The organism is Kribbella sp. DT2, from assembly GCF_049844575.1.
Lineage (GTDB): Bacteria > Actinomycetota > Actinomycetes > Propionibacteriales > Kribbellaceae > Kribbella.
In genome coordinates, this window is sequence record NZ_JBNCLH010000003.1 from 24150 (window position 1) to 50741 (window position 26592).

Sequence of the window (26592 nt, forward strand, 5' to 3'; positions counted from 1 at the left end):
GAACACTTCACCATCTGGTGAACTGTTGAGTCAACCCCGCCGCACGTACGGTGGTGAGGTGACTTCGCCTTTCACGGAGACCAGCGGCCAGGCACGTTGGCGGGGATTCGCGGAGGCGGCGGCCGAGGGCCCGCTGCAGTACGTGACGCTGTTCACCGGCGTACCGGTGTGGCTGGTGACCGGGTACGCCGAGGCACGGCAGCTGCTCGCGCATCCGGACGTCGTACGGTCGTCGCTGGACGGGCCGCACCGGGACCACGTGTGGGACAACCTGGTGAACTCGATGGAACGGCACATGCTGAACGCCAACCCTCCCGACCACACGCGGATGCGCAAGCTGGTGTCGGCCGCGTTCACCCGGCGGCGGATCGAGCTGCTGGAGCCGCGGATCCGCGAGATCGCCGCCGAGCTGCTCGACGAGCTGGCCGCGGCCGACGGACCGGTCGACCTGGTCAGCGCCTACAGCTACCCGCTGCCGATCACGGTGATCTCCGAGCTGCTCGGCATCCCCGCGATCCGCCGCGACGACTTCCGCCGCTGGTCGTCGATCGTCGTCAACGCCGCCGTGCACACGCCCGAGCAGTACATCGAGGCCGCGCTCGCGATGGTCGAGTTCATCCGCGAGATGATCGAGGACCGCCGCGTGGTCGCGCCGTCCGACGACCTGCTGTCCGCCCTGATCGCCGCCCGCGACGGCGGCGACCGGCTGACCACCGACGAACTGACCTCGATGGTCTACCTGCTGCTCGCCGCCGGGCACGAGACCACGGTCAGCCTGATCAGCAACGGTGTGCACGCGCTGCTCACCCACCCCGACCAGCTCGCGCTGCTCAAGGCCGAGCCCGAACGCCTCCCGGCGGCCGTCGAGGAGCTCATCCGGTACGACGGCCCGCTGCAGGCCGCGATCCCGTACGTCGCGAAGGCGCCGATCGAGATCGCCGGGCGGACGATCCTGCCGGGCGCGGTGATCGTGTTCGCGCTGGTCGCGGCCAACCGTGACGACGCGAAGTTCGGCGCCGGCGGCGAGCTCGACATCGCGCGGGCCGACAACCAGCACCTCGGGTTCGGGCACGGCATCCACCACTGCCTGGGCGCACCGCTGGCCAGGCTCGAGGGACGGATCGCGCTCGGCATGCTGTTCGACCGCTTCCCGGACCTCCGGCTGACCGAGCCCGACGGCGACCCGCACCGCACCCCGGGCCTGCTGATGAACGGCATCTCGGAGCTGCCGGTCCAGCTCTGAGCCCTAGCCTCGGGGATCCCAGACCTGGGCCGTGCTGTAGTTGCACTGGTAGATCTGGACGGGCGTCGCGTTCGCGGTGCCCGCTGCGGTGACGTCCAGACACTTGCCGGATCCGGCCCCCACGATGCCTCCGTTGGCCGAGACCGTGAACCGTTGGGCGGGCGAGCCCGAACAGGTCCAGATCTGCACCTTGGTGCCGTTCGCCGTACCGTTGCCGTTGACATCGAGGCAGCGATCGCCGAAGACCCGGAACTCACCGGCCGCGGTGCGGGTCCAGACCTGGTTCGGCCGGCCGTGGCAGTCGTTGATGACGACCTGGGCGCCTGGGGTCGTGCTTGCTCCCGCCACGTCGAGGCAGCGCTGCGCGTTGGGGTTCACCAGCGTTGCGGCCTTGCCCACCGGCGGCGCGGCGGGCTGGAGGCTGCCCGGTACGGCGGCCAGCGCGCTGTACCAGCGGTCGCCCATCTTGGTGTAGCCGCCGGCGTTGAGGTGGACGCCGTCCTCGGAGAGATCCGCGAGGGTCAGTGCCGAGTGGATGTCGACCACGTGGGTCTTCGGCCCCTTCTGCGCCACGATGCCGGGAATCGCGGCGTTGAACGCCTTGATCCGGCCTTCCTCGACGGTCCTGCTCACCGGTGAGATCTGCGCGACGAACAGTTCAACGTTCGGCTGGGTCGTGCGGATCTTGTCGATGAGCTTCGACAGCCGCGCCGGGGCGTTGGCCACGTCGTAGTTCTGGTTCAGGTCGTTGGTGCCGATGTGTAGCAGGATCGTCCGCGGGGCGTAGGTCCGCAGCCAGCCGACGATCTCGGTGTCGATCTGGTCGATGCGCCACCCGGGGTGGCCTTCGTTGTCGTGGTCGCCCAGCTCGGCCGGCCCGTTCACCCGTGACCCGACGAAGTCGGTCGGGTGGTTGGTCGCCACGAGTTGCTGCCACAGCTTGATCCGGTACCCGCCCTTCACCGTCAGGCCGTCCGTGATCGAGTCGCCGAGCGGCATGATCCGGACTCCGCCGTTGGATTCGGCAGGTGCCGCGTGGGCCGGCGGTCCGGTGCAGAGTCCACCGACGAGAAGCACACCGAACAGGGCAGCACGAAGCCGCCGGAGAGTCCGTCGCACGACGATCTCCTTGCAGGAAAGGGATGTGGGCGTTTCGAGCGGGCAGAATGCTCGAGGGTGAGCAGAAGGTAGCACCCCGTGACCGAAGGTCGTCAAGACCCGGGACCAGAGTTCTGAACAGAATGTGTTGAATTCTGGACAAGCGCTTGCCAACCCCGGCCCGGCCCCTTCTAATCGGACCTACCGTCGCGATGTCCCGCCCCGGACATCGAGGTCGCTCGGCGACCTGACACCGCGGCGTGTGACGATCTGCGAGGCGATGGCGTGCCACGAACTCCCCACCCGCTGCGGTCCCTTCTGCTGGCCGCGGCACTGATACCAGCAAGCGCCCTGGCCGCGGCCGCACCGGCCGCGGCCCGGTCCTACGAACCCGATGCGACAGTTCAGCCCGGGCCTCGGGTGCCGGCCGTGGCCGGCGCCACGACGCCGTTCGTGACCATCGAGGCCGAGAGCGGGTCGATCAGCGGTGCCGGCGCTCGCAAACGCGCGCTGGCCGGTGTCGGGACCGTTGCCTCGCTGGAGTCCGAGGCCTCCGGCTACGGACTGGTCGAGCTGAAGAACACCAACGACTCGCTCTCGATCACCAACACGACCGGCAAGGTCGCGAACTCCCTGGTCGTGCGGGCCTCGATCCCGGACGCCGCGAACGGCGGTGGCATCGACGCGACCATCGACCTGTACGTCAACGGCGTCTTCCGGCAGGCGATCCCGCTCAGCTCCAAGCAGGCCTGGAACTACCGCGGTGCCACCACCAATCCCGACGACCCGAACGCCGGCGGGATGCCGTACCGGTTCTACAACGAGTTCCCGGTCCGGATCACCGGAGCACCGATCGCCGCCGGGCAGCACCTCAAGTTCCAGAAGGGCGCCGCGAACAAGGCCGCCGTCTACGACCTCGACTCGATCGACCTGGAGAACGTCGGCGCGGAGCGTACGCAACCGGCGAACTCGCTGTCCGTCGTCACGTACGGCGCCGACCCGGCGTTCGGCAAGGACTCGACCACCGCCATCCAGAACGCCGTGAACGCGGCCCGGTCGCAGGGCAGATCGGTCTGGCTGCCGAAGGGCAAGTACCTGATCAACAGCACCGTGTCCACGAACCTGGACCTCACCGGCGTCAAGGTCGAGGGCGCCGGGATGTGGTACACCACGCTCTACCGCAGGGTGCCGTTGCCGACGCCCGCGAACTGGCGGTCGCAGATCAAGGTGGGCTCCGGAACCACCCTGACCGACGTACAGATCGACGCCAACGCGATCTACCGCGGGGTCAAGGGCCCGGGTGGCTCCGACTACGGCGTCAACGCCAGCGGTGCGGGCGGCTGGCTCGTCGAGCGGATCTGGACCCGCCACACCGACGCCAACTGGCTGTCCGGCTCGAACGGCGTGGCCCGCAACAGCCGGACCGCCGACAGCTACGGGGACGGCTTCAACACCAACAACAGCAACCACAAGGACCCGGACCTGCTCGGGCTCAACCTGCTCGTCCAGAACAACTTCGCCCGCGGGACCGGTGACGACTCGTTCGCCACCTACTCCGACGCCGGGACCAACGGCGACAGCGCCGTCATGAGCGGAACCAGGATCCTGAACAACACCGCCGTCGCACCCTGGTGGGCCAACGGCATCCGGGTCGCCGGTGGCAGGAACATCCAGGTCCGCAACAACCTGGTCAACGGCAGTTCGTCGAACAGTGCCCTGGAGATCGGCTCCTTCGGCGACACCGGGCACCCGACCGAGTCCGCGACGATCAGCGACAACATCCTGCTGGGCGGCGGTGGCTGGAACGGCACCCCGCAGGGGGTGAAGATCACGTCGCCCTCGAGCACGTCGCTGTTCCCGAACGCCTTCACCACGGTGACGTTGAGCAACAACCTGCTGCGGGGTGCGCTGCGGGCCGGGGTCCTGGTCGACCGGACCCGCGTCAACGTGACGCTGACGAACAACACCATCGACCGGCCGGCCCAGCAGGGGATCCGCGTCAACTCCGGCGTCACCGGGACCGGCAGGTTCTCCGGGAACACGATCCAGAACCTGGCGCCCGGCCAGGTCGCGACCCAGAACGAGTCGCCGTCGACCTTCACCATCACCGGCTGAGAGCTGCCGAGGGACGGGATTCACCGGTGAACGCCCGGTGAATTCCGTCCTGGGCGCGGAGAACCACAGCGGTGGGATTGGGTGGACCTTGACTCCGGATGGCATGCTCGGGGGCGTGACAGAGTTGATGGACGCCGCCCGGGAGCTGCTCAGCATCGCGATGGCGTCCCACTGGCTGCTGCTCATCCTCTTCCTCGCCGCCGCGATCGACGCGGTCTTCCCGGTGATCCCGAGCGAGGGGCTCGTCGTCACCGCCGGGATGGCGGCCGCGGCCGGCCACCAGAACCTGCTGCTCGTGATCGTGCTGGCGATGACCGGCTCGGTGATCGGGGAGTGCGTCTGCTACTTCATGGGCCGCGGGTCCGGGCCGGCGCTGCGCCGCTGGATGCGCCGCCGGGAGGCACGGCAGGCGATGTACGACAAGGTCAGCAAGGCGCTGCACACCCGCGGCGGGCTGATCCTGATGACCGTGCGCTACATCCCCGGCGCCCGGATGGTCGCGACGCTGACCGCGGGTGCGACGGCGTACTCGTTCCGGAAGTTCGTGCTGTTCACGGCCGCCGGTGTCACGGTGGCCTACACGTACGTCGCACTGCTCGGCTACCTCGGCGGCGACGCGTTCGCGCACGACTCGCTGAAGGCGCTCGCCTTCAGCCTGGGGCTGGCCTTCACGATCGGGCTGGTGCTGGAGACGACCCGCCGGATCGTCGGGCGCCGCAAGGCGGCGAAGGTTGCGGCCGAGTAACGGCTGTCCGGCCGCTTTCGCACCGGTCGCGTGTTCCGGGCCAACTGGATCGGCCTGTCGTGCGTCAGTAGTTGTATGACGGGGGCACAGCTCTGGGGATCTGTCCAGGTCGTGGTCGAGGCATGCTGAGGCGGCAACGACTGATCGCGGCGACGGCGGTAGTGGCGGCGTTGGCCGCAGGATGCGCGGACACCGCGCCGCAGGGCTCGTCGAGCCCACCGGCGAAACCACCATCCAGTACGCCGAAGCCGAGCGAACCGGATCCGTCGACGACGCTGACGCCAGGCGTGAAACCGCCCGCCGCGGCGCCGGTGACCAGGTCCTTCCCGGCCAAGCTGCCGAACGGCAAACCACCACTGTTCGTGGTCGTCTCGTTCGACGGCGCCGGCGACCTGGCGCTCTGGTCGCACTGGCGCGCGGTCGCCAAGCAGGTCGACGCGCGCATGACGTTCTTCCTGTCCGGCCCGTACCTGTACCCCGAGGCGCGCAAGACCGACTACAAGCCGCCGTACAAGAAGCCCGGGGCCTCCGACATCGGCTGGGCCGACGCGCCCAAGGCGGTCGCGCGGGCGACCGTGCTGCGGCAGGCGATCGCCGAGGGCCACGAGATCGGTACCCACGCGAACGGGCACTTCTGCGGCAAGAACGGGATCGAGCGCTGGACCGCGACGCAGTGGACGAGCGAGCTCGACGCGTTCGACAAGATGGTCGAGACCGGGCCGACGCTGGCCGCCAAGAAGACCCTGGCGGCGCCGTTCGACCCGTCGACGGTGAAGGGCATGCGGACGCCGTGCCTGGAGGGCAACCGGCCGGCGTACCGGCAGGTCATGCGCCAGCGCGGGATGCTGTACGACGCCTCCGAGCCCGGCTACATCGCCTGGCCGAAGAAGGAGGACGGCGTCTGGGACTTCCCGCTGCAGTCGGTCGACCTGGCCGGGACCCACAAGAGCACGCTGACGATGGACTACAACCTCTGGTACGCGCAGACCAAGGCCAAGAAGGCGCCGGCCGCGCACGCGCCGAAGCTGAAGGCCCAGGTGCTGGCGACGTACCGGCAGGCGCTCGCGCGGTCGCGGGCCGGGAACAACCCGCCGCTGTTCCTCGGCAACCACTTCAACCGGTGGAACAACAGCGTCTACTCCGACTCGCTGACCACGTTCGTCAAGGAGACCTGCCGGCAGCCGGACGTGAAGTGCGTCAGCAACATCGAGCTGATCGCCTGGCTGACCAAGAACGGCGTGCCCAAGGGCTGAGCCGCCTCACAGCTCCAGGTAGCCGAAAGCGGTCTGCCACGTACCGCCGGCCTTGATCCGCTCGACGATCAGCCGCTGCAGCGCGGTGTCCTGCGGGAACTCGTCGAGCTGGCCCAGGCCGTGGCTGCGGAAGGTGAAGAAGATCGCGCTGTCCTGGGAGTCGTACGGTTCGCCGTACGGCGTGAAACGGCGGCCGAAGCGGACCATGTTCGAGTCCTGCGGCAGGTGGTCGAGCAGGTACGGGTCGATCAGCCAGGAGCCGAGCGTGACGGTCTTCACCGGCTGGTCCGGGAAGTACTCGGCGAAGAACGCGCGCGCCTGGTGGATGCTGTTGTCGACGGCCTCGGGCGTCAGCGGGCCGGTCTCCGCGATGTGCACGCCGAGCACCCACTCGCCGGGCGCGACGCCGGGCACCGGGTGCTTGTCCGGGACGCGGTGGATCATGAACTGCAGCCGGCCGAGCGCGTAGAGCGCGCCGGTCCAGTACGTCGTGACCCACCAGTGCGTCGCCAGGCCGAACGTGCCGTGGGTCCGCCGGTTCACCTTCAGCTGCTGACCGAGATCGGCCAAGGTCGCCCAGCTGATCTCGTCGCTGACACCGAGCTCCTGGTGGTACCGGCGGATGTCCGGCAGGGTCTCCAGGTACGCCGCCAGCGAGACCAGCGGGTCCTCGGGCGCCTTCAGCTCTCCCTCGGCCGGCATGTGGCCGATCGCCTTGCGCAGCTGCGCGGCGAAGTCGGCCACCAGCACCGGATCGACGGAGAGCTTCTCGGCGTCGGTCTGGTCCTCGGCACTGAAACCCAGCAGGCGGTACTCCTCAGCGGTGGTCACCCGTCAAGGATGTCAGATCCTCACGACAGTCCTGCTACGACCGGTGCTGAGTTCCGTCCGCCCACCAGCCCGACGCGAGCTTCTGGCCGCGGCGGTTCGGGAAGGCTTCGAACTCCGTCGTGGCCAGCGGCTTGCTCTGTACGCCGTTGCGCAGCGCGTGGATCCGCTGCATCACCGCTGCCTTGCTGGCGGAGTCGTTGCGCCACCAGTTCTCCTGGCGACTCAGCTGGGTGTCGTGATGCCGGTACAGCCAGGTGACGGCCGGGTCGTTGTAGCCCGCCGAGAGCTCCGAGACGGCGGCGAACATGACCAGGTCGTCATCACTCGGTGCCGCACCCCACCCGCCGACCGACCGGAGCAGCTGGGTGCGGACCGTCAGCCCGGCGCAGTGGATCGGCCAGCAGGCGTGGTGCTTCAGCGCCCAGTCGTTGACGACACCGGGCGTGAGGACGCCGAAGGGCAAGGCGGACGCGTACGGCCGGCGGGTGCCGTCGGGGAGCAGATCGTCGGCCTGTGTCGCGGCCCACCCGATCTCCGGGTCGTCGAACCTGGTGATCAACCCGGCCAGCGCGCCCGGCAGCAGGAGGTCGTCGTGATCGAGATTGCGGACCAGTTCGCCGGACGCGCGGGTGAGTGCCACGTTCCGGGTGACGCCCGGGCCGTGCTGGCCGCCGGTCGCCTGGTAGTCGGCGACACCGGCGAACAGTTCGGCCTGTCGTGGCTCCGCGCCGTCCTCCTGGACCAGCCACTCCAGCTCCCAGCCGGGCGGAAGCTCCTGCCGCAGGACGCTGTCGACGGTGGCCTCGACGTACTGGCCGCCGGAGGGATGGACGGCGGTGATCAGACTCAAGGTCGGCATCGGTCAGCGTTCCTCCGCCAGGCCGAGGTAGAGCACGTTCGGGTCGGCAGGGTTGAAGGCGAGGCCGGGAATGCCGTCGAAGGTGTTGTGCTGCTTGGTCAGCTCGCCGGTCGAGGGGCGGAAGCGGTAGAGGTCGGCGCCGTAGTTCGCGAACGACGTGCCGTAGGCGAAGTACAGGAGATCCGGGTCGACCGGGCTCGGCCACATCCGGTTGCCGTTGTAGAGCGTGGCCCGCGACTCGTCGAGCACCGGGCGGAACTTGAGGCCGCCGTCGTCGGACTGCCACAGGAAGCGGGTGCTCTGGTCCCGGTCGTAGCCCTCCATCCAGACGCGGCGGGGGTTGGCGGGGGAGATCGCGACGCTGAAGGCGTTGACCCGCTCGACCGAACCCGCGTGGGTCCAGGTCCGGCCGCCGTCCACGGTCGTGTAGACGCCGTCGGACATCACGCCGGCGACGATGTGGTCGGGGTTCGTGGGATCGATCACCGCGTCGTACACGAACAGGTCGCGCGCCGGGGGCTTGCCGCTGGGCTTCCAGGTGACGCCGTCGTCCCGCGAGTCGAAGAGCTGCCCGTCACCGGCGACGACCCTGAGAGCCCCTTGCCCCGCGTGCAGCGCGGCGATCCCGCTGCCGGGTGTCGGACCCTGCACCGTGCTCACCCGCGTCCCGTCGACCCGGTGGATCGGCTGGTCGTTCACGCTGTGCACGTACGCCGTACTGCCAGGTCCCGCCGTCACGTCGTACGTCGCGAGGTCGTCCGGCGACTTGTCGATCTGTTGCCAGCTGCAACCAGCATCCGCGGACCGCTGGATCGACTGCCGCCCGATCGCGATCAGCACGTTCGGCTCGGCCAGCGTCGCGACCTTGGCGTAGGTGACCTTCTGCAGCTTCCCCTTGGTCGGCGCGAGCTGCGCCCCGTCGTCGACGGAGAAGGTGACGCCACCGTCGCCGTACACGGTGTCGCACTGCGGTGCGTTCCAGAACCATCCGGGGGAACCAACGGGAATCATGAGCAGGGCGGCGAGTCCGTGGATGAGCATGCGTCTACTTCTAGGCGCACACCGACGGGGTCGGCCAGCGATGACGCTGGCCGACCCCGGACATGGCGTAAAGCCGTCAGCCCTGGTACTTGGAGTCGATGTAGACCAGGGCGTCGCCGACGGCGCGTTCGGCGCCGCCGGGGTGGTTGACGAGGGCGCCGTTGACGGCCATCGACGTCGAGCCGCCGCCGTCGAGGTTCATCGCGTCGCGCAGGCCGAGGGCCTTGGCGAGGGCGGCGGACTCGGTCATCGTGGTGCCGACGCTGGTGGTCTGGCGGCCGTCGATGGTGACGAAGACGATCTTGCCGTCCTTGGTGGTGCCGGCCAGCGTGCGCGGGTTGCGGTCGTTGAAGCTGCCGCCGGTGGGCTGCTCGACGACCTTGCCGTCGCGGACCAGCAGGCCGCGGCCGGTCACGCCGTACAGGCTGTCCTCGAGCGCGACCTTCTTGCCCTTCTCGTCCTTCACCGCGAGCGCGGTGCTGACGCAACCGCCGGCGAGGGTCTGGAAGAGCGCGAGCGTGTCCTGGCCGGTGGCCTGGATCGAGGTCTGCCCGGCACCGAGCGCCGTACCGCGGGTGGTGGCGGTGCGGACGACGCAGCCCTTCTGGTCGAGCACGATCTCGACGCCCGCACCGGCCGGTGTCGCGGCGGCGAACTCGGGCGTGAACAGCGAGACGTCACCGGGCACGGTGCAGTCGGTCTGGGCGGTCAGCGTCGCGCAGGCGGCGGGAACGACCGGCGGGTGGTTGACGAACTCCAGCGGCAGCGACGCCTTGGTCTTCTTGTTCGTCACCGTGCCGGTCCAGCTCAGGTGACCGATCAGCGCCTTGCTGGTCCTGGCGTCGATCAGGAAATTCGTCTCGGCCGGGTCGGCCAGCGGCTCGCTCAGCAGCTTGCCACCGAACAGGCCGAGGCCGACCTGCTCGCCCGGGGACAGCTGGCTGGCGGTGAAGGTGAAGAACGACGCGTTCACACCGGCCAGCGCGCCTTCGCCCGCGACCAGGGCGGTGGTCTTCTCGGTCTTCGCCAGATCCGGCCCGTACGTCGCCTTGACGTACCCCTTGGCCTTCTTCGGGTCGATCGTGAGCACCTTGATCGCGTACGGGCCGCGCGTGGTGGTGTTGATCTGGTCAGCCGGCGCCGGCTCGGTGCCGCGCACGATGCTGGTCAGGGTGACGCCGTCGGTCAGCGTCCGGGCGGAGCGGGTCTCGGTGAGGTCCTGGTCGCCCAAGGGCAGCGTGAGGCCGCCTGCGGCGCTGGCGCCGGCCGGGACGAGGCTGAGACCGGCGATCGCGGCCAGCAGCACAGCACCGGCCAGGGCGACGCGCGGTCGTCGTACGGAAGAAGTCATACCGCGACCCAACGCGACCGGGTGGAAACTTTCGCGCGATCTAGTTAACCGGTAAGCAACTTCCGCATGACGCTTTCGGGTGGGTCAGCCCGCGGCGGTGTCGATGTGCCGGGCCAGCACCAGGTCGTCGTCGGTGATGCCGCCGGCGTCGTGGCTGGAGACGCGGAAGGTGATCGTCGTGTACCGGATGTCGATGTCCGGGTGATGGTTCATCGACTCGGCCAGCTGCGCGACCGTCGCGACCAGCCGGATCCCGTCCAGGAAGGTCTCCTTCTGCACGCCGCGGACCAGGGCGTTGTCCTGCACCTTCCACGCGGGCAGGTGGTCGCGGATCGCCGCGTCGATCTGGTCGTCGGTCAGCAGCTCAGCCATGGCGACACTCTAGGGCATGTCCGGCAGCACCCCTGCGGCCGCCGGACGTGCCCTGGAGGGTTGGGGTCAGCCGATCGACGTCCAGAACTTCAGCTTGTGCTCCTGCTCGTAGTCGACCGGCTTGATCGCGTCCGGGGCCAGGGACTGGACGGTGGTCGGGCCGGTGAACTCGGGCCACTCCGGGAGGCCCTCGCGGTTCGGGTCGCCGTGGTGGGCGAAGGTCGACCAGTAGCCGATGATCTTGTCGGACAACGCGATCTGCGGCGGGGTCATGGTCTTGTTCTCACCGGCGGTGCGGAAGACGTAGCCGACGTCGCCGGCGTGCCAGGCGCCCGGGTCGAAACCGGGTGGGAACGGGATGTCCAGCGGAGCGTCGCGGTCGGCGAACTCGTAGAACCACAGCGGGTTCTTTGCCGAGAGCAACTGGTTCTGCCGGAGCTGCGCCTTGGCCCAGAGACGGTCGGTGAGCACCGAGGCCCAGGCCAGCGCGGGTGTCTTGTACGCCGTCAGCGGGTACTCCGCCGCGATCTTCGGAGCGGCCGCGCCGAACGCCGTCCGCAGCAGCTCGGGGTAGTTGGCCTTCGTCACCGGGCTGCCCGCGAGCTCACGGAAGAACGCGACGAAGGTGGTGTGCTCGTCCCGCGTGGTCCCGGCGATCACCGGTACGTCGGCGAACTGCTCGGCCTCCAGCGCCTGGACCGGGTCCGCCGGCAGTTCGTCGTTGCCCAGGGCGTACGGCTGGAAGATGTTCATCACCTGCGGTACGGCGAGCAGCCTGGCCACCGGCACCTTGCGCAGGCAGTCCAGCGCGGTCGCCGGGTCCTTGCAGCCGAGGCCGGTGGCGACGACCTGCCCCTGGGTCTGGGCGTCCTTGGTCGTCGTCCAGCCGTACCAGGGCAGGGCCGGGATGCCGGGGTACGTCGCGCCGGCGGGCATGTCCATCACGGTGAAGGCGCTCTGCAGGATCGCGCGGTGGAACAGTCCGCGGGACTGCTCCGCGAGCAGGTGCGCGCCGGTCGACGTCGCGCCGTACGAGACGCCGAACAGCGTCACGTTGCCAGGGTCGCCGCCGAACGCCGCCGCGTTGCGCTGCACCCATTGCAGTACGGCGCGCTGGTCCTGCAGCCCGATCGTCCCGGAGGCGGGCATGCCGGGCAGGCCGAACCCGCCGAACACCCCGAGCCGGAAGTTGAAGGTCACCACGACCACGTCGCCGTCGACTACCAGACGCTCGGGGTCGAACTGGTCGCCCGAGCCGATCGCGCCGTCGCCGTGAATCCAGACCATCACCGGCTTGCGGTGCTCGGGACCGGCGGTGGCCGGCGTGGTGACGTTGAGGAACAGGCAGTCCTCGGTCGTGCTGCCGAGGTCGGCGATCGCGTTCTTGACCTGGGGGCAACGGTTGCCGGGCTTGGCCGCGGTCCGGACGCCGGTCCACGGCTTGGCGGGCTCCGGTGACTTCCAGCGCAGCGCGCCGACCGGCGGTGCGGCGTACGGGATGCCCTGGAAGACGCGGCGGTCCTTCAGGACGGTGCCGCTGACCTCGCCGGTGTCGGTGCGGACCACGGGGCCCGGCGGTGGGGCGGTCGTGGGCTTGGTCTGTTCGTTGCATCCGGCAACCAGTGCCGGGAGCAGCAGGGCGGCGGTGAGTCGTCGGATCATCGGTCAGGCCTTTCGGGTGGCGAGGTCGACGAGGGTGCGGAACTCTTCGGCCGCGGCGGTCAGGTCGAGGTCCGGCTCGAGATCGAGCTGGCGGATCAGGCCGTCGCGGATCGACAGGACGTAGACGGCGACCAGGTGCGGATCGAAGTCACGCATCACACCGGACTGCTGCCCCTGCCGCAGCACCTCGGCGAGCTGCGCCTGGTCGGACCGGGCGAGCGCGGCCGGGGCGAGCTCCTGCTTGATCCGGACCAGGGTCGAGGCGTGCCGGCGATGGGTGCGGAGGAACTCGACGTTGGCCTCGACGAAGCCGCGCAGGACGGCGGCCGGTTCCTCGATGCCCTCGGTGCGCGCGAGCACGAACTCACCGAAGACGGTGAGGATCTCCTGGCCGACCTCCTCGACCAGCTCCTGCTTGCTGGCGAAGTGGTACGAGATCAGCCCGGTGCTGCTCAGGCCGGCCTCCTGGGCGATCACCTTGAACGACGCGTGGCTCGCGCCGTCGCGAGCGATCACCTCGATCGCCGCCGCGACGATCTGCGCCCGGCGCGCCTGCTCGGTGAGGCTGCGCCCTTGGGTGCGGCCCTGGGCCTCGCTCTCGCCTCGGCCCTGCCCCTCGCCCGGGCTCTGCCCCTTGCCCCGGTCCCGCCTCTCGCCCGGGCTCGGCCCCTTGCCCCGGTCCCGCCTCTCGCCCGGGCCCTGCGCCTCGCCCCGGTCCCGCCCCTCGCCCTCGGCCCGGCCTTCGGTGCGGCCCTCGTCTTTTGCTCGCATGAGCAAAGATTAGCTTACTCAAGCAAATCCGTGGTCCGGGGTGCGATGCGTGCCGAGGTGAGCAGGCCGATCAGCGCGAGTCCGGCGCTGGTGGTGATGATCGCGCCGAAGACCCAGCCGGTGGGGTGGTCGGCGTTGACGGCGAGCAGCGTGCCGAAGAGCGCGAACACGGCGGCGATGCTCATCGTTCCCGCCATCTGGGCGCTGCTGGTGTTGCGGCCGGAGTTGGTGGCGTCGGACAGGTCGAGGGTGAGGACCGAGACGCTGGAGGAGTTGAGACCCATGCCGACCCCGGCGATCGACCAGCTGATCAGGCCGATCCAGGTGTCGTTGGTCCACGCGAGCAGCGTCGTACCGGCGATGCCCGCGGTCATCAGGCCCAGGCCGACGCGCAGGACGGTGAGGCGTTGGAGGCCGTGGTCGCGGCCCTGCAGCCAGGAACCGAGCGCCCAGCTGACGCCAGTGATCGACAGGGTGACGCCCGCGCGGGACGGGCTGAAGTCGTGCAGGACCGTGAGGAGCAGCGGGAGGTAGGCGCCGGCTCCGGCGAACGCGGCCCCGCCTAGACCTCGTACGGCGACGACGGCCGGGAAGCCGCGGCGGGCTGTGAAGGTGCCGGCGGGCATCACTCTGACGGCGGCGACGCCGAGCACGAGCAGGCTGATCGGGATCACGATCCAGGCTGTCGTCGGGTGGGAGTCCAGTTGATCGCCGGCCCAGGTCAGTGCGAAGAGTGCGACCGAGGCAGCGAGTGCCCAAGGCAACAAAGCACGGGCGGCGGCCAGGGCCTCGGCGTTGCGCTCGGGCCCGCCCGGATCCGTCGACTCGGGCTCGGCGCCGGTCGTCGGATCCGCGCCCGTCTTCTCCTTCGCCAGCATGCGCAGCGCCGGGCGCAGGCAGAGCCAGCTCGGGACCAGCAGCAGCAACGCACCGAGGAACACCCAGCGCCAGCCGGCCTGCTCGGTGACCAGCCCGGTCAGCACCGGACCGACCACCGACGGCAGGATCCACATCGCGGCGAACAGCGAGAACATCCGCGGCCGCAGTACGGCGGGCAGCGCCCGCGCGACCAGCACCATCAGCGCGACGTCGAGCAGCCCCTCGGCGAACCCGCTCAGCAACCGTCCCGCGATCACCATCGGCATCGACTGCGCCGTACCGACCAGCAGTTGGGCGACCGCGAAGGTGATCGCACCCGACCGCAACGCGGCGACCGGTCCGCGCCGGTCCGCCCACAGGCCGGCGATCGCGAGCGACACCAGGTACGACGCGTTGGGGGCGGCGTTGGCCAGGCCGAAGCTGCCGAGCGCGTCGAACTCCCGGACCATCGTCGGCAGCGCCGTACCGACCGCGCGGTTCTCGAACGCGCTGAGCGTGACCAGGCCGACGACACCGAGCACGAGCGCGAGGTGCTCGCGACCGAACAGGCGGGGCGGGGCGTGCACTGCTTGATCCTGGGACATGCGCCTCATCCTCAAGGCTCAAGCTCGCTTGAAGTCAACTGCCGCGGCGGGCGTCGGGCAGGCGGAAGATCAGCACCAGGACCCGCAGTACGAGCACGGCGCAGATCACCAGCAGGTTGTACCCGAAGAGCTGGAACAGCGTCATCGAATCGGTGACCCGCGGGCCGCCCGGCGTCCCGAGCAGGAGGACGGCCATCACACCGGCCGTCGCGCCGAGGATCACCAGCAGCGCCTGGTGCAGCATCGTGGTGAAGTGCCGGCGGTCGCGCTCGTCGGCGAACAGCCGGACGTTGAGCCCGAGCCGCCCGGACTCGGCGGCCGCGGCGATGCGGTCGATCCGGCGGGGGAGCCTGCGCAGCATCGGCAGGAGCGTGGCGAGCTCCTCGGTCGCCGTACGGCGTAGGGCGTCGGGCGCGAGCCGGTCGGTGACGTGGGCGGCGGCGAACCGGCGCGACGCGGCGATCAGGTCGAAGCCGGGGGACAGCCGCGCGATGGTGCCCTCGATGGTCGCGAGCGCGCGGAAGACCGCGGCGACCTCCGGCGGGACGCCGAGACCGTGCGCGGTGATGATCCGGAACAGGTCGTTGAACATCGCCGGGCCGAGCGCCGCGCCGGCGCCGAGGTGGCGGGCCATGAACTGGCCGACCGCGCGCTCCAGGGCCTGCTCGTCGACGACGTCGGGACGGTGGACGATCTCGAGCAGTGCGTCCGTCGCCGCCACCGGGTCGCCGTGGTCGACGCCGAGCAGGAAGCGCTGCAGGGCCTCGCGGGTGGACGGGTCGAGGCGGCCGACCGAGCCAAGGTCGAGCATGCCGAGGCGGCCGTCGGTGAGCAGCAGGAAGTTGCCCGGGTGCGGGTCCGCGTGGAACACGCCGTCGATCGCGACCTGGCTCAGCAGGCAGTCGAACAGGACGCGAGCCAGCTGAGTGCCGTCCTGCCCACGCTCGGCCAGTACGGCGGCCGCGCTGCTCAGGCCGACGCCGTCGAGGCGCTGCATGGTGAGGACGCGGTGGGTGGACAGGCCGGGATAGAGCTCCGGTACGACGACATCGGCGTTCCCGGCGACCGCCTGTCCGGCCGCGACGCTGGTCATGTTGCCGGCCTCGACCGTGAAGTCGAGCTCCTCCAGCATCGCGTCGGCGAACCCCTCGGCGAGCGCGCGGACGCCCATCGAGCGACCCCAGTCGGTGTTGCGTTCCAGCGTGCGGGCCAGGCGGCGGACGATGTCGAGATCACGCTGGACCAGGGCGGTGATGCCGGGGCGCTGGACCTTCACGACGACCGGCGTACCGGTGTCTGCGAGGCGGGCTGTGTAGACCTGCGCGACCGAGGCGGCGGCGAGCGGCTCGGTGCTGAAGTCCTGGAAGACCTGCTGGGGATGGGCGCCGAGCTCTTCGGTGAGGGCCTGCTCGATCGCGGGCCAGGGCGCGGGGGAGACCTGGTCCTGGAGGCGGCTGAGCTCGTGAGCGACCGAGGCGGGGATGATGTCGCTGCGAGTGGACAGGACCTGGCCGAGCTTGACGAAGGTGACGCCGGCTTCGTCGAGCGCGAGGCGCAGCGAGCGCGCCAGGTCGGCCTGACCGGCGGCGTCCTCGCGGCCGGGGCGACGGCGGCCGCGGAGGTAGGGGCCGAGACCACGGCGTACGGCGATGCGCAGGATCTGGAGGTACCGGCGGGTGCGGGCGATCCGGCCGCCGAGGTCGCGCCGCAGGTCGCGGACGCGGGGCAGTGAGCCGGTCGGGACGAGCGCCTCGGACAGGACGAGGAAGATCAGGCCGGCGAGCATCGAGCAGAGGGCGGTGAGCGCCAGGTACGCCACGGCGGCGCCGGTCGAGCCGGTCCAGGGCATCGGGCCGACGAGGGCGTTCATCAACGGGCTGAAGACGACGAGGGTGAGGAAGGCACCGATCGCCATCCGCCCCAGCCCGAACCGCACCCCGAGCAGCCGCTGCGACACCGGCACGAAGATCACCATGAAGACGACGAGATTGACCAGCCCGATCAGCAGAACGTCCATGCCGAGCACCCTAGAAGACAGAACGTGGCGAATGTCTCACCCGCACAGGTGAGCCCGGTCCCTCGCAGGAGTGAAAGCACCCTGGTGCGGAACCGGGGACCGTGACAGGAAGCCGGGACCGTGAACAGGAAAGCGGGACCGTGAACAGGAAAGCGGGACCGTGAACAGGAAAGCGGGACCGTGAACAGGAAATAACCTGTTCACGGTCCCGCGAGGGTGTTCACGGACCCGGGAAGTACCTCAGGGGCGGCGGCGGATCTTGTTGCCGAGCCAGACGATCGGGTCGTACTTGCGGTCGGCGACGCGTTCCTTCATCGGGATCAGCGCGTTGTCGGTGATCTTGATGTGCTCGGGGCACACCTCGGTGCAGCACTTGGTGATGTTGCAGAAACCCAGGCCGTGCTGGTCCTGGGCCTCGTGCTGGCGGTCGGCCGCGTCCAGCGGGTGCATGTCCAGCTCGGCGATCCGCATCAGGAAGCGCGGGCCCGAGAAGGACTCCTTGTTCTCCTCGTGGTCCCGGATCACGTGGCAGGTGTCCTGGCACAGGAAGCACTCGATGCACTTGCGGAACTCCTGCGACCGCTCGACGTCGACCTGCTGCATCCGGTACTCGCCCGGCTTCAGGTCGGCCGGCGGCGTGAAGGACGGGATCTCCCGCGCCTTGGTGTAGTTGAACGACACGTCGGTGACCAGGTCGCGGATCACCGGGAAGGTGCGCATCGGCGTGACCGTGACGGTCTCGCCCTCCTCGAACGTGTTCATCCGGCACATGCACATCAGCTTCGGCTTGCCGTTGATCTCCGCCGAGCACGACCCGCACTTGCCTGCCTTGCAGTTCCACCGGACCGCGAGATCCGGCGTCTGCGTGGCCTGCAGACGGTGGATGACGTCGAGCACGACCTCACCCTCGTTGACATCGACCTCGTAGTCCTGCAGGTCGCCGCCCTCGGCGTCACCCCGCCAGACCCGGAACTTGCCCTTGTAGGTCATGCCGGCAGCTCCTCCGGGGTCAGGTACTTCGACAGCTCGTCCAGCTCGAACAGCTCGAGCAGGTCGTCCCGCATCGGGATCTGGTCCTTCTTCGCCACGTCGACGCTGCCGTCGGCGTTCAGCCGGCAGACCAGCAGCAGCTTGCGCCACTCGGCGTTCATGCCCGGGAAGTCGTCGCGGGTGTGACCGCCGCGGGACTCCTCACGGTCCAGGGCCGCCTTCGCCACGCACTCCGACACGGTCAGCATGTTGCGCAGGTCGAGCGCCAGGTGCCAGCCGGGGTTGAACTGCCGGTGCCCTTCGACGGTCATCTTCGCGATCCGGCCGCGGAACTCGGTCAGCCGCGCCAGCGCCTGCTCCATCTGGTCGGCCTTGCGGATGATGCCGACCAGGTCGTTCATCGACTGCTGCAGCTCCTGGTGGATGGTGTACGGGTTCTCACCGCCCTCCAGCTCGAACGGCGCCAGCGCCTCGGCCGCCGCCGCGTCGATGTCGGCCTCGGAGATCTTCGGCCGGTTGTCCCCGAGCGAGTCGAGGTAGATCGCGGCACCCATCCCGGCTCGCCGCCCGAACACCAGCAGGTCGGACAGCGAGTTGCCGCCCAGTCGGTTCGACCCGTGCATGCCCCCGGCAACTTCACCGGCCGCGAACAGACCCGGTACGACGGACGACGCGGTGTCCGGGTCGACCTCGACGCCACCCATCACGTAGTGGCAGGTCGGCCCGACCTCCATCGGCTCGGCGGTGATGTCGACGTCCGCGAGCTCCTTGAACTGGTGGTGCATCGACGGCAGCCGCCGGGTGATCTCCTCGGCCGGCAGCCGGGTCGAGACGTCCAGGAAGACGCCGCCGTGCGGCGTACCGCGGCCGGCCTTGATCTCGGAGTTGATCGCGCGGGCGACCTCGTCACGCGGCAGCAGCTCCGGTGGGCGCCGGTTGTTGTCGGCGTCCTTGTACCAGCGGTCGGCCTCTTCCTCGGTGTCCGCGTACTGCGCGCGGAACACGTCCGGCACGTACTCGAACATGAACCGCTTGCCCTCGGAGTTCCGCAGCACTCCACCGTCACCACGGACCGACTCGGTGACCAAGATGCCCTTCACCGACGGCGGCCAGACCATGCCGGTCGGGTGGAACTGGATGAACTCCATGTTGATCAGCGTCGCGCCGGCCCGCATCGCGAGGGCGTGACCGTCACCGGTGTACTCCCAGGAGTTCGAGGTGACCTTGAACGACTTGCCGACACCGCCGGTGGCCAGGATGACCGCCGGTGCGTCGAACAGGATGAACCGGCCCGACTCACGCCAGTACCCGAAGGCACCGGAGATCGCGTCGCCGTCCTTCAGCAGCTCGGTCACGGTGCACTCGGCGTACACCTTGAGGTTCGCCTCGTAGTCGCCGGTGGCCTGGAAGTCCTCCTGCTGCAGGGAAACGATCTTCTGCTGCAGGGTGCGGATCAGCTCCAGGCCGGTCCGGTCGCCGACGTGCGCGAGCCGCGGGTAGGAGTGACCGCCGAAGTTGCGCTGGCTGATCTTGCCGTCCGGTGTCCGGTCGAACAGGGCGCCGTAGGTCTCCAGCTCCCAGACCCGGTCGGGGGCCTCCTGGGCGTGCAGCTCGGCCATCCGCCAGTTGTTCAGGAACTTTCCGCCGCGCATGGTGTCACCGAAGTGCACCTGCCAGTTGTCCTTGGAGTTGACGTTGCCCATGGCAGCGGCGGCGCCGCCCTCGGCCATCACGGTGTGCGCCTTGCCGAACAGGGACTTGCACACGATCGCGGTGCGCTTGCCCTGCTCGCGGGCCTCGATCGCCGCGCGCAGACCGGCGCCGCCGGCCCCGATCACGACGACGTCGTACTGGTGTCGTTCCAGTTCAGTCATAAGTAGCTAACGTCCGTATCAGTTGAAGAAGCGCAAGTCGGAGAACCAGCCGGCCGACAGCGACATGATGTACGCGTCGGTCAGGATCACGGTGAACAGCGACACCATCGCGAAGGTGCCGTGCTTCGGGTTCAGCTTGGACACGAAGGTCCAGTACCGGTAGCGCAACGGGTGCTTGGAGAAGTTCTTCAGCCGGCCGCCGACGATGTGCCGGCAGGCGTGGCAGGACAGCGTGTACAGCCACAGGGCAACGAGGTTGACCCAGATGATCAGCGTGCCCAGGCCGATGCCGAAGCCGCCGTCGGTGCCGTGGAAGGCGAGCACACCGTCGTACACGTTGAGGATTCCGAAGACCAGCGCGCCGTAGAAGAAGTACCGGTGCAGGTTCAGCGCGACCAGCGGGAACTTGCGCTCACCGGTGTAGCTCTTGTGCGGCTCCGGGACGGCGCAGGCGGCCGGCGCGAAGAACAGCGAGCGGTAGCCGGCCTTGCGGTAGTAGTAGCAGGTGCCCCGGAAGCCGGCCAGCACCGCGAAGGTGATGATGCTGAACGGGATCACCCGGGGGAACTCGCCGAACCACGTGCCGAGGTGACTGGACCCGGGGACGCAGGACTCGGTGACGCACGGCGAGTACAGGGGAGTGAGGTAATGGTGCTCGTCGACCCAGTACCACTTGTTCATGAAGATCCGGATCGTCGCGTAGACGATGAAAAAGCCCAGGATCACGCCGATCCGCAGCGGCGCCAGCCACCAGCGGTCGGTTCGCAGTGTCTTCTGCCCGATCTGCGCACGACCGGGGCTGTTCACACCGATCGCCATCAGGGGGCGCGCCGGTCCGGTGCCCCGAAGCCTTCGTGCTCAGCCTCTGTCCACATGGACGCGTCATACTCCACGTCGGAAATCTCCTCGAGTTCCTCCGGAACAGGTCCGGGTCTGTGCCGTGGGTCAGGCGGGCCCAGCTCGGCCAGGTCGTCGCTCAACCTCGCCACGTCCGAGACCAGCCGGCGTACGCCGAGGGTGTCGCCGTACTCCTGGCTGAGTTTCCCGACGCTTCCGTGCAGCGCCTCGAGTGCGCGTTGCACAGCTGCCACACTGCTGCTGCCATCGCCCATACCGACTCCAGTAATGGTTTTGTCGCTGTAAGTATGGGCACACTTTGCCTCCGCTCGGCGCACAACGGAAGACCCTTCGGTACGGCGTGTTTCTAGTTAGGTTCCCCTTTGTTGCCGACCGCGCTCGAGTGGAGTAAAGGGACGTATCCGGCCTTCAGTACAACGAGATTCGCGGGCGGGGTCAGCACGGTCACTTCCTCGTACGACGGCCGCCCGGCCTCGCCGGAGTAGCCGTCCCACGACCACGGCCTCGCCTTTGCGTTCAGCACCAGCGCCGGTCCGTCCGCGGCCGCGATCATCGCGCCGTCAGGCAGTTCTCCCAGGATCGCGCGGGTCGTGCGCTGCCGGCGACTGTGTGGTTCGACTCGTTGGCGGTGCAGCACCGCGTCCATCGCCGCGGCCTTCGGGCGCTCGGTCAGGTCGTGGCCGCGGGCCCATGCTTCGCCGTACCGGACGAAGTCGGTACGACGGCAGTACGCGCACGGGCGATGCCCGGCCGCCAGTGCGACGGCCTCGTCGAAGAAGAACAGCGCCGTCCACCGGCCGGGCGGCATCGGGTCCCGGCTGACGCCCTTGTAGTCGAGCAGGCAGCACAGCCACGCCTTCGACCGCCATCGCGTCGTACCGAGGCGGCGGTCGGTGTCGTGCAGCGAGCCGCGGTTGCCCATCAGCAGTCCGCGGCCGGCGGAGGCGACGATCTCCTGACTCGGCAGGACTCTGTTCTGCAGCGGCATGTCCCCATCCTGCGTGGCTGGACCGACAGTTTCCGGGCGGGTGACAGAGTCTCCCCATGGACAGACGGGTGGTCGTCGGCGTGGCGATCGTCGACGAGGGTCGGGTACTGGCGGCGCTGCGGCCGGGGCCGGACGGTGGGTGGGAGTTTCCGGGCGGCAAGGTCGAGCCGGGGGAGAGCGACCAGGCGGCCGCCGTACGGGAGATCGAGGAGGAGCTGGGGCTCCGGATCACCGTCGGGGCGGCTTTGCCTGGGGAAGAACTCATCGGGGACAAATACGTTTTGCGCGTTTACCTGGCCGAACCGGCCGGTCACGAGTGGTTACCGGTGCTGCGGGAGCACACCGAGATCCGTTGGGTGCAGCCCGCTGACCTGGGAACTCTCGGCTGGCTGCCGGCCGACCAGCCGTTTCTTGCCACGCTGAGTCACCATCTCATCGCAGATGGGTGATCAGTCACGATTCAGCGTCGAGGTGCTCCGTCCCGTGGCGTCCACACTGCGAGATTTGTAGGGTTCCCGCCAGGCCGCGAAAGACATTTCGCTCGACCGGGAAGGCTGGGGGAAACACTAATGACTCTGGGAGCGACCGAGGCTTCCCCGCCCGATGGCGGACTTCCCGCTGAACACATCGCCGAGACGGCCGAGGCGAAGCAGATCGAAGGTCGTTCGCTCGGCCAGATCGCCTGGGCGCGGTTGCGCAAGGACAAGGTGGCGCTGATCAGCGCGGTCCTCATCGTGCTCATCATCCTGATCGCCATCTGCGCCCCGCTGATCGTGAAGATCAGCGGCTTCCCGCCGGACCAGCCGAACTTCAAGGACAGCAACGGCAACGACCTGCTGGACACCCAGCTGGGTGGTATCCCGGCCGGTGGTCTGTTCGGCAGCGGGATGAGCTCCGAGCACTGGCTCGGCGTCGAGCCGCAGAACGGCCGCGACGTGTTCGCGCGGCTCGTGTACGGCGCCCGCTCGTCGCTGCTGGTCGCCCTCGGCGGCACCGTCGTGGCCGTCGTGCTCGGCACGGTCATCGGCATGGTCGCCGGCTACTTCCGCGGCTGGGTCGACGCCCTGATCAGCCGTTTGATGGACATCCTGCTGAGCTTCCCGACGCTGCTGTTCATCCTGGCGCTGACGCCGGTGATCGCGGACCGGGCGCAGGACACCTTCGGCATCCCTGACAACAACACGCTGCGGATGGGCGTACTGATCTTCGTGCTCGGCTTCTTCGGCTGGGCCTACCTGGCCCGGATCGTGCGCGGTCAGACGCTGTCGATCCGGGAGCGCGAGTTCATCGACGCCGCCCGCTCGCTCGGCGCCGGTCCCGGCTACGTGATCTTCAAGCAGATTCTGCCGAACCTGATCCCGACGCTGCTGGTCTACTCGACGCTGATCATCCCCACCTACATCACCGCCGAGGCCGCGCTGTCCTTCCTCGGTGTCGGCGTCAAGGAGCCGACCGCCTCCTGGGGCCGGATGATCTCCGACGCCTCGAACTGGTACGAGGGCAACCCGCTCTACCTCTTCTTCCCTGGCGCGATGCTGTTCATCACAGTGCTCGCCTTCAACCTGCTGGGTGACTCGGTGCGCGACGCGCTCGACCCGCGAGCCGGACGGAGCTGACCGACCCGTGTTCAACTACATCGTCCGCCGCCTGCTGCAGATGGTGCTGATCCTGTTCGCGATCAGCGCGATCACGTTCTTCCTGTTCTGGGCGACGCCGGCCAACCCGGCCCTGCTGATCTGCGGCAAGGACTGCAACACCGAGCGGATCGCCGAGGTCAACGCGTCGTACGGGTTCGACGACCCGCTGGTCGTCCAGTACGGCCGGTACATGAGCGGCCTGATCAACCCCGGCGGCCGCGAGCTCGGCACCGAGGGCTCCCAGGAGCACTGCGCGTGGCCGTGCCTGGACCGTTCGCTGCAGAACGGCCTGCAGGTCACCGACTCGATCGCCGACGCGATCGGCCCGACGTTCTGGCTGGCCACCGGGGCCGCCGTCCTCTGGCTGGTCTCCGGCGTGCTGCTGGGGCTGATAGCGGCGCTGCGCAAGGGCAAGTGGGTCGACAAACTCAGCGTCGGACTGGCGTTGTTCGGTGTTTCGTTCCCAACGCTCGTCCTCGGCTACCTGCTGGTGTTCGTCTTCATCGTCAAGGGCGGGATCCTGCCCTATCCAGATCAGGCGAACTCCAGTCCATCGGCGGGGATAGGACCGTTCTTCCAGTTCTTCATCCTGCCGTGGGTGACGCTGGCGCTCGTCAACGCCGCTCTCTACACGCGGCTCACCCGGGCCAACATGATCGACACGATGAACGAGGACTTCATCCGTACGGCGCGGGCCAAGGGCCTGGGCGAGCGCAAGGTGGTCTTCAAGCACGGCCTGCGCGCCGCGCTGACCCCGATCGTGACGATCTTCGGCCTCGACCTGGGCGCGCTGCTCGGCGGTGCCGTGATCACCGAACGGATCTTCAGCATCCAGGGCCTGGGCAAGCTGTCGATCGACTCGGTGCTCGGCAACGACCTGCCGGTCGTGATGGGCGTCGTCCTGGTCGCCGCGTTCTTCGTCGTCTTCGCCAACATCGTGGTCGACGTGCTCTACGCCTTCATCGACCCGCGGGTCCGGCTGTCATGACAGTACTTTTGGCGTCGACTTCGTCACTTTTGGCGTCGACTTCGTCGCCGCGGGTTTTGGGGCTTTGTCGCCCGTTCTTCCCTCGTCGGTCGGTCGCTGCGCTCCCTCCCTCCTCAGTCCAGAACGGGCGGCCCCAAAACCTTGGGGGAACTCCTGATTCAGACGGGGAGACCCCATGACCGGCCGCGCGACCGGCGTCACTCACACCCGGATGGAGCCGACATCGTGAGCAAGACCGTATCCACCCAGCCGGCCAAGCCGTCCGGCACTCGCGACCCCGAGGCGTTTCTCGAGGTCCGCGACCTGCAGGTGCGCTTTCCCACCGACGACGGGCTGGTCCGGGCCGTGAACGGGCTGAGCTTCTCGCTCAAGCCCGGTGAGACGCTCGGCATCGTCGGCGAGTCCGGTTCCGGCAAGAGCGTGACCAGCCTGGCGATCATGGGGCTGCACAAGGGCAGCCGGGCCCAGGTCGAGGGCGAGATCTGGCTGGACGGCGACGAGCTGGTCTCGATGCGCGTCGAGGAGATCCGCCGGCTGCGCGGCAGCAAGGTCTCGATGATCTTCCAGGACCCGCTGTCGGCGATGCACCCGTTCTACCGGATCGGCGACCAGCTGGTCGAGGCGTACCTGGTGCACAACGACGTGTCCAAGGCGGTCGCGAAGAAGCGCGCGGTCGACATGCTCGACCGGGTCGGCATCCCGTCGCCGGCCAGCCGGTTCCACGACTACCCGCACCAGTTCTCCGGCGGGATGCGGCAGCGCGCGATGATCGCGATGGCGCTGATGTGCGACCCGCGGCTGCTGATCGCCGACGAGCCGACCACCGCGCTCGACGTCACCGTGCAGGCCCAGATCCTGGACCTGATGAACGACCTGCAGAAGGAGTTCAACTCCGCGATCATCATCATCACCCACGACCTCGGGGTGGTGGCCCAGATGGCCGAGAAGCTGGTCGTGATGTACGGCGGCCGCGTGGTCGAGGCCGGCGACGTCCGGGACATCTTCTACCGGCCCGAGCACCCCTACACCTGGGGCCTGCTCGGCTCGATCCCGCGGATCACCGGCGGCGGCGACCGGCTGAAGTCGATCAAGGGCTCACCGCCCTCACTGATCAACCTGCCGACCGGCTGCCCGTTCCACCCGCGCTGCGACTTCCGCGACAAGGTGCCCGGCGACCTGTGCGTCACCGACGTACCGGAGCTGCTGCAGATCGGCGGCGGTCCGCACGCGTCGCGCTGCCACATCGCCAGCCCGGAACGGCAGCGGTTGTTCACCGAGCAGATCAAGCCGGCGCTGTGAGCGCGGCCACTCGAGGAGACGACGTGACCACCACCTCCACCCCGAAGGCGCCGAGGTCGACCGGCCGGCAGACGGCGTTCTCGCAGCGGTCCAACCCGGTCCGCGGTGAGGTGCTGCTCGAGGTCGAGGGCCTGCGACGGCACTTCCCGGTCACCCAGGGCATCCTGTTCCAGCGCCAGACCGGCGCGGTCAAGGCGGTCGACGGGATCGACTTCCAGCTGATCGCCGGCGAGACGCTCGGCCTGGTCGGTGAGTCCGGCTGCGGCAAGTCCACCACCGGGCGGCTCGTCACCCGGCTGGACGAGCCGACCGGCGGCAAGATCACCTTCCAGGGCGCCGACATCACGCACATGAACCGGCGCCAGATGCGGCCGTTCCGGCGTGACGTGCAGATCATCTTCCAGGACCCGTTCTCGTCGCTGAACCCGCGCCAGACGGTCGGCACGATCATCGCCGCGCCGTTCGACATCCAGGGCATCAAGTCCGAGGGCGGCACCAAGAAGGCCGTCCAGGACCTGATGGCCCGGGTCGGCCTGAACCCCGAGCACTACAACCGCTACCCGCACGAGTTCTCCGGCGGTCAGCGGCAGCGGATCGGGATCGCCCGCGCGCTCGCGCTGCGGCCGAAGCTGATCGTCTGCGACGAGCCGGTCTCGGCGCTCGACGTGTCGATCCAGGCCCAGGTGGTGAACCTGCTGGACGACCTGCAGGACGAGTTCGACCTGACCTACCTGTTCGTCGCCCACGACCTGTCGGTGGTGCGGCACATCTCCGACCGGGTGGCGGTGATGTACCTGGGCAAGATCGTCGAGGTCGCGACCCGGGACGAGTTGTACAACCACTCGCGCCACCCGTACACCCACGCGCTGCTGTCGGCGGTGCCCGAGCCCGACCCGGACGCGGTCAAGCGCCGCGAACGGATCCGGCTCACCGGCGACGTCCCCAGCCCCCTGAACCCGCCGTCCGGGTGCCGGTTCCGTACTCGCTGCTGGAAGGCGCAGGACGTCTGCGCCGAGCAGGAGCCGCCACTGATCCAGATCGGAGCCCCCGGCCACGCGGCCGCCTGCCACTTCCCGGAGGAACGCGACGTCGTCTGACGGACACAGACGGTAACAAACGGTCTCCGTCCCGCACTGA

The 26592-nt window shown here is 69.0% G+C and carries 24 protein-coding genes; 9 read left to right on the plus strand and 15 right to left on the minus strand.

Translation table 11 applies throughout. From position 1 onward, the window contains the following. Positions 1-58: 58 nt before the first annotated feature. A complete protein-coding gene (locus ACLQ2O_RS13620) occupies positions 59-1243 on the plus strand; it encodes a cytochrome P450 family protein (RefSeq protein ID WP_425831012.1) in 1185 nt (394 codons plus the stop codon). Between the two features lie 3 nt (positions 1244-1246). On the opposite strand, the gene ACLQ2O_RS13625 is transcribed toward ACLQ2O_RS13620, so the two are convergent. Beyond that, positions 1247-2362, minus strand: a complete 1116-nt coding sequence (locus ACLQ2O_RS13625; RefSeq protein ID WP_425831014.1) for a ricin-type beta-trefoil lectin domain protein — start codon at positions 2360-2362, stop codon at positions 1247-1249. A 264-nt stretch (positions 2363-2626) separates the two neighbouring features. Between ACLQ2O_RS13625 and ACLQ2O_RS13630 the strand changes: the two genes are divergently transcribed. The 3 genes from ACLQ2O_RS13630 (at position 2627) to ACLQ2O_RS13640 (ending at position 6454) form a co-directional block, all read left to right on the plus strand. After that, positions 2627-4456 (plus strand): glycosyl hydrolase family 28-related protein, encoded by a 1830-nt coding sequence (locus ACLQ2O_RS13630; RefSeq protein WP_425831016.1) that lies wholly within the window; start codon positions 2627-2629, stop codon positions 4454-4456. Positions 4457-4571: 115 nt separating this feature from the next. After that, positions 4572-5201, plus strand: a complete 630-nt coding sequence (locus tag ACLQ2O_RS13635; RefSeq protein ID WP_425831018.1) for a DedA family protein — start codon at positions 4572-4574, stop codon at positions 5199-5201. Positions 5202-5323: 122 nt separating this feature from the next. Continuing rightward, the gene (locus tag ACLQ2O_RS13640; RefSeq protein ID WP_425831020.1) at positions 5324-6454 is read left to right on the plus strand and encodes a hypothetical protein; all 1131 of its coding nucleotides are present in this window, start codon (positions 5324-5326) and stop codon (positions 6452-6454) included. Between the two features lie 6 nt (positions 6455-6460). On the opposite strand, the gene ACLQ2O_RS13645 is transcribed toward ACLQ2O_RS13640, so the two are convergent. The 14 genes from ACLQ2O_RS13645 to ACLQ2O_RS13710 form a co-directional block, all read right to left on the minus strand. Next, a complete protein-coding gene (locus ACLQ2O_RS13645) occupies positions 6461-7285 on the minus strand; it encodes an acyltransferase domain-containing protein (RefSeq protein ID WP_425831022.1) in 825 nt (274 codons plus the stop codon). A 34-nt stretch (positions 7286-7319) separates the two neighbouring features. Beyond that, on the minus strand, positions 7320-8144 hold the full coding sequence (locus ACLQ2O_RS13650) for a glycosyltransferase (protein WP_425831024.1): 825 nt from the start codon (positions 8142-8144) through the stop codon (positions 7320-7322). 3 nt (positions 8145-8147) lie between these two features. Beyond that, positions 8148-9185: a WD40/YVTN/BNR-like repeat-containing protein gene (locus tag ACLQ2O_RS13655; protein ID WP_425831026.1), complete on the minus strand. Its 1038-nt coding sequence runs from the start codon at positions 9183-9185 to the stop codon at positions 8148-8150. Positions 9186-9261: 76 nt separating this feature from the next. Next, positions 9262-10536: a phosphodiester glycosidase family protein gene (locus tag ACLQ2O_RS13660; protein ID WP_425831028.1), complete on the minus strand. Its 1275-nt coding sequence runs from the start codon at positions 10534-10536 to the stop codon at positions 9262-9264. Positions 10537-10620: 84 nt separating this feature from the next. Beyond that, positions 10621-10908: a 4a-hydroxytetrahydrobiopterin dehydratase gene (locus ACLQ2O_RS13665; RefSeq protein WP_425831030.1), complete on the minus strand. Its 288-nt coding sequence runs from the start codon at positions 10906-10908 to the stop codon at positions 10621-10623. 66 nt (positions 10909-10974) lie between these two features. Further along, positions 10975-12570 carry a carboxylesterase/lipase family protein gene (locus tag ACLQ2O_RS13670; protein WP_425831032.1) on the minus strand — a complete coding sequence of 532 codons (1596 nt, stop codon included), beginning with the start codon at positions 12568-12570 and terminating at the stop codon, positions 10975-10977. Between the two features lie 3 nt (positions 12571-12573). Next, positions 12574-13341 carry a TetR family transcriptional regulator gene (locus ACLQ2O_RS13675; protein ID WP_425831034.1) on the minus strand — a complete coding sequence of 256 codons (768 nt, stop codon included), beginning with the start codon at positions 13339-13341 and terminating at the stop codon, positions 12574-12576. A gap of 14 nt (positions 13342-13355) precedes the next feature. Continuing rightward, the gene (locus tag ACLQ2O_RS13680; RefSeq protein ID WP_425831036.1) at positions 13356-14804 is read right to left on the minus strand and encodes an MFS transporter; all 1449 of its coding nucleotides are present in this window, start codon (positions 14802-14804) and stop codon (positions 13356-13358) included. A gap of 34 nt (positions 14805-14838) precedes the next feature. Further along, positions 14839-16821, minus strand: a complete 1983-nt coding sequence (locus ACLQ2O_RS13685; RefSeq protein ID WP_425831038.1) for an ABC1 kinase family protein — start codon at positions 16819-16821, stop codon at positions 14839-14841. Between the two features lie 240 nt (positions 16822-17061). After that, the gene (locus tag ACLQ2O_RS13690) at positions 17062-17811 is read right to left on the minus strand and encodes a succinate dehydrogenase/fumarate reductase iron-sulfur subunit (protein WP_425831040.1); all 750 of its coding nucleotides are present in this window, start codon (positions 17809-17811) and stop codon (positions 17062-17064) included. Continuing rightward, positions 17808-19685 carry a fumarate reductase/succinate dehydrogenase flavoprotein subunit gene (locus tag ACLQ2O_RS13695; RefSeq protein WP_425831042.1) on the minus strand — a complete coding sequence of 626 codons (1878 nt, stop codon included), beginning with the start codon at positions 19683-19685 and terminating at the stop codon, positions 17808-17810. Before ACLQ2O_RS13695 ends, ACLQ2O_RS13690 begins: the two co-directional genes overlap by 4 nt. 18 nt (positions 19686-19703) lie before the next feature. Continuing rightward, positions 19704-20492, minus strand: a complete 789-nt coding sequence (locus ACLQ2O_RS13700) for a hypothetical protein (protein ID WP_425831044.1) — start codon at positions 20490-20492, stop codon at positions 19704-19706. Between the two features lie 11 nt (positions 20493-20503). Further along, positions 20504-20767, minus strand: coding sequence for a hypothetical protein (locus ACLQ2O_RS13705; RefSeq protein WP_425831046.1), 264 nt, complete (start codon positions 20765-20767; stop codon positions 20504-20506). Positions 20768-20889: 122 nt separating this feature from the next. Further along, positions 20890-21531 carry a hypothetical protein gene (locus ACLQ2O_RS13710; protein WP_425831048.1) on the minus strand — a complete coding sequence of 214 codons (642 nt, stop codon included), beginning with the start codon at positions 21529-21531 and terminating at the stop codon, positions 20890-20892. A 56-nt stretch (positions 21532-21587) separates the two neighbouring features. Here ACLQ2O_RS13710 and ACLQ2O_RS13715 point away from each other — a divergent pair, with 56 nt between their 5' ends. The 5 genes from ACLQ2O_RS13715 to ACLQ2O_RS13735 all read left to right on the plus strand — a co-directional run bounded on the left by ACLQ2O_RS13715 (position 21588) and on the right by ACLQ2O_RS13735 (position 26552). Next, positions 21588-21980, plus strand: a complete 393-nt coding sequence (locus ACLQ2O_RS13715; protein ID WP_425831050.1) for a (deoxy)nucleoside triphosphate pyrophosphohydrolase — start codon at positions 21588-21590, stop codon at positions 21978-21980. A gap of 120 nt (positions 21981-22100) precedes the next feature. After that, complete coding sequence (locus ACLQ2O_RS13720) at positions 22101-23147, plus strand: ABC transporter permease (RefSeq protein WP_425831052.1); 1047 nt, start codon at positions 22101-22103, stop codon at positions 23145-23147. A gap of 7 nt (positions 23148-23154) precedes the next feature. Then, on the plus strand, positions 23155-24156 hold the full coding sequence (locus tag ACLQ2O_RS13725) for an ABC transporter permease (protein WP_425831054.1): 1002 nt from the start codon (positions 23155-23157) through the stop codon (positions 24154-24156). Positions 24157-24381: 225 nt separating this feature from the next. Further along, positions 24382-25455, plus strand: coding sequence for an ABC transporter ATP-binding protein (locus ACLQ2O_RS13730; RefSeq protein ID WP_425831056.1), 1074 nt, complete (start codon positions 24382-24384; stop codon positions 25453-25455). A gap of 110 nt (positions 25456-25565) precedes the next feature. Next, positions 25566-26552, plus strand: a complete 987-nt coding sequence (locus ACLQ2O_RS13735; protein WP_425832604.1) for an ABC transporter ATP-binding protein — start codon at positions 25566-25568, stop codon at positions 26550-26552. Positions 26553-26592 lie beyond the last annotated feature (40 nt).

What these genes read in the sequence shown, in the direction of transcription:
- ACLQ2O_RS13640 (WP_425831020.1), top strand. Translation starts at nt 5,324, where the DNA reads ATGCTGAGGCGGCAACGACTGATCGCGGCGACGGCGGTAGTGGCGGCG.
- ACLQ2O_RS13720 (WP_425831052.1), top strand. Translation starts at nt 22,101, where the DNA reads ATGACTCTGGGAGCGACCGAGGCTTCCCCGCCCGATGGCGGACTTCCC.
- ACLQ2O_RS13650 (WP_425831024.1), bottom strand. Translation starts at nt 8,144, where the DNA reads ATGCCGACCTTGAGTCTGATCACCGCCGTCCATCCCTCCGGCGGCCAG.
- ACLQ2O_RS13695 (WP_425831042.1), bottom strand. Translation starts at nt 19,685, where the DNA reads ATGACTGAACTGGAACGACACCAGTACGACGTCGTCGTGATCGGGGCC.
- ACLQ2O_RS13710 (WP_425831048.1), bottom strand. Translation starts at nt 21,531, where the DNA reads ATGCCGCTGCAGAACAGAGTCCTGCCGAGTCAGGAGATCGTCGCCTCC.
- ACLQ2O_RS13660 (WP_425831028.1), bottom strand. Translation starts at nt 10,536, where the DNA reads ATGACTTCTTCCGTACGACGACCGCGCGTCGCCCTGGCCGGTGCTGTG.
- ACLQ2O_RS13665 (WP_425831030.1), bottom strand. Translation starts at nt 10,908, where the DNA reads ATGGCTGAGCTGCTGACCGACGACCAGATCGACGCGGCGATCCGCGAC.
- ACLQ2O_RS13685 (WP_425831038.1), bottom strand. Translation starts at nt 16,821, where the DNA reads ATGGACGTTCTGCTGATCGGGCTGGTCAATCTCGTCGTCTTCATGGTG.
- ACLQ2O_RS13690 (WP_425831040.1), bottom strand. Translation starts at nt 17,811, where the DNA reads ATGACCTACAAGGGCAAGTTCCGGGTCTGGCGGGGTGACGCCGAGGGC.
- ACLQ2O_RS13675 (WP_425831034.1), bottom strand. Translation starts at nt 13,341, where the DNA reads ATGCGAGCAAAAGACGAGGGCCGCACCGAAGGCCGGGCCGAGGGCGAG.
- ACLQ2O_RS13680 (WP_425831036.1), bottom strand. Translation starts at nt 14,804, where the DNA reads ATGTCCCAGGATCAAGCAGTGCACGCCCCGCCCCGCCTGTTCGGTCGC.
- ACLQ2O_RS13670 (WP_425831032.1), bottom strand. Translation starts at nt 12,570, where the DNA reads ATGATCCGACGACTCACCGCCGCCCTGCTGCTCCCGGCACTGGTTGCC.
- ACLQ2O_RS13715 (WP_425831050.1), top strand. Translation starts at nt 21,588, where the DNA reads ATGGACAGACGGGTGGTCGTCGGCGTGGCGATCGTCGACGAGGGTCGG.
- ACLQ2O_RS13655 (WP_425831026.1), bottom strand. Translation starts at nt 9,185, where the DNA reads ATGCTCATCCACGGACTCGCCGCCCTGCTCATGATTCCCGTTGGTTCC.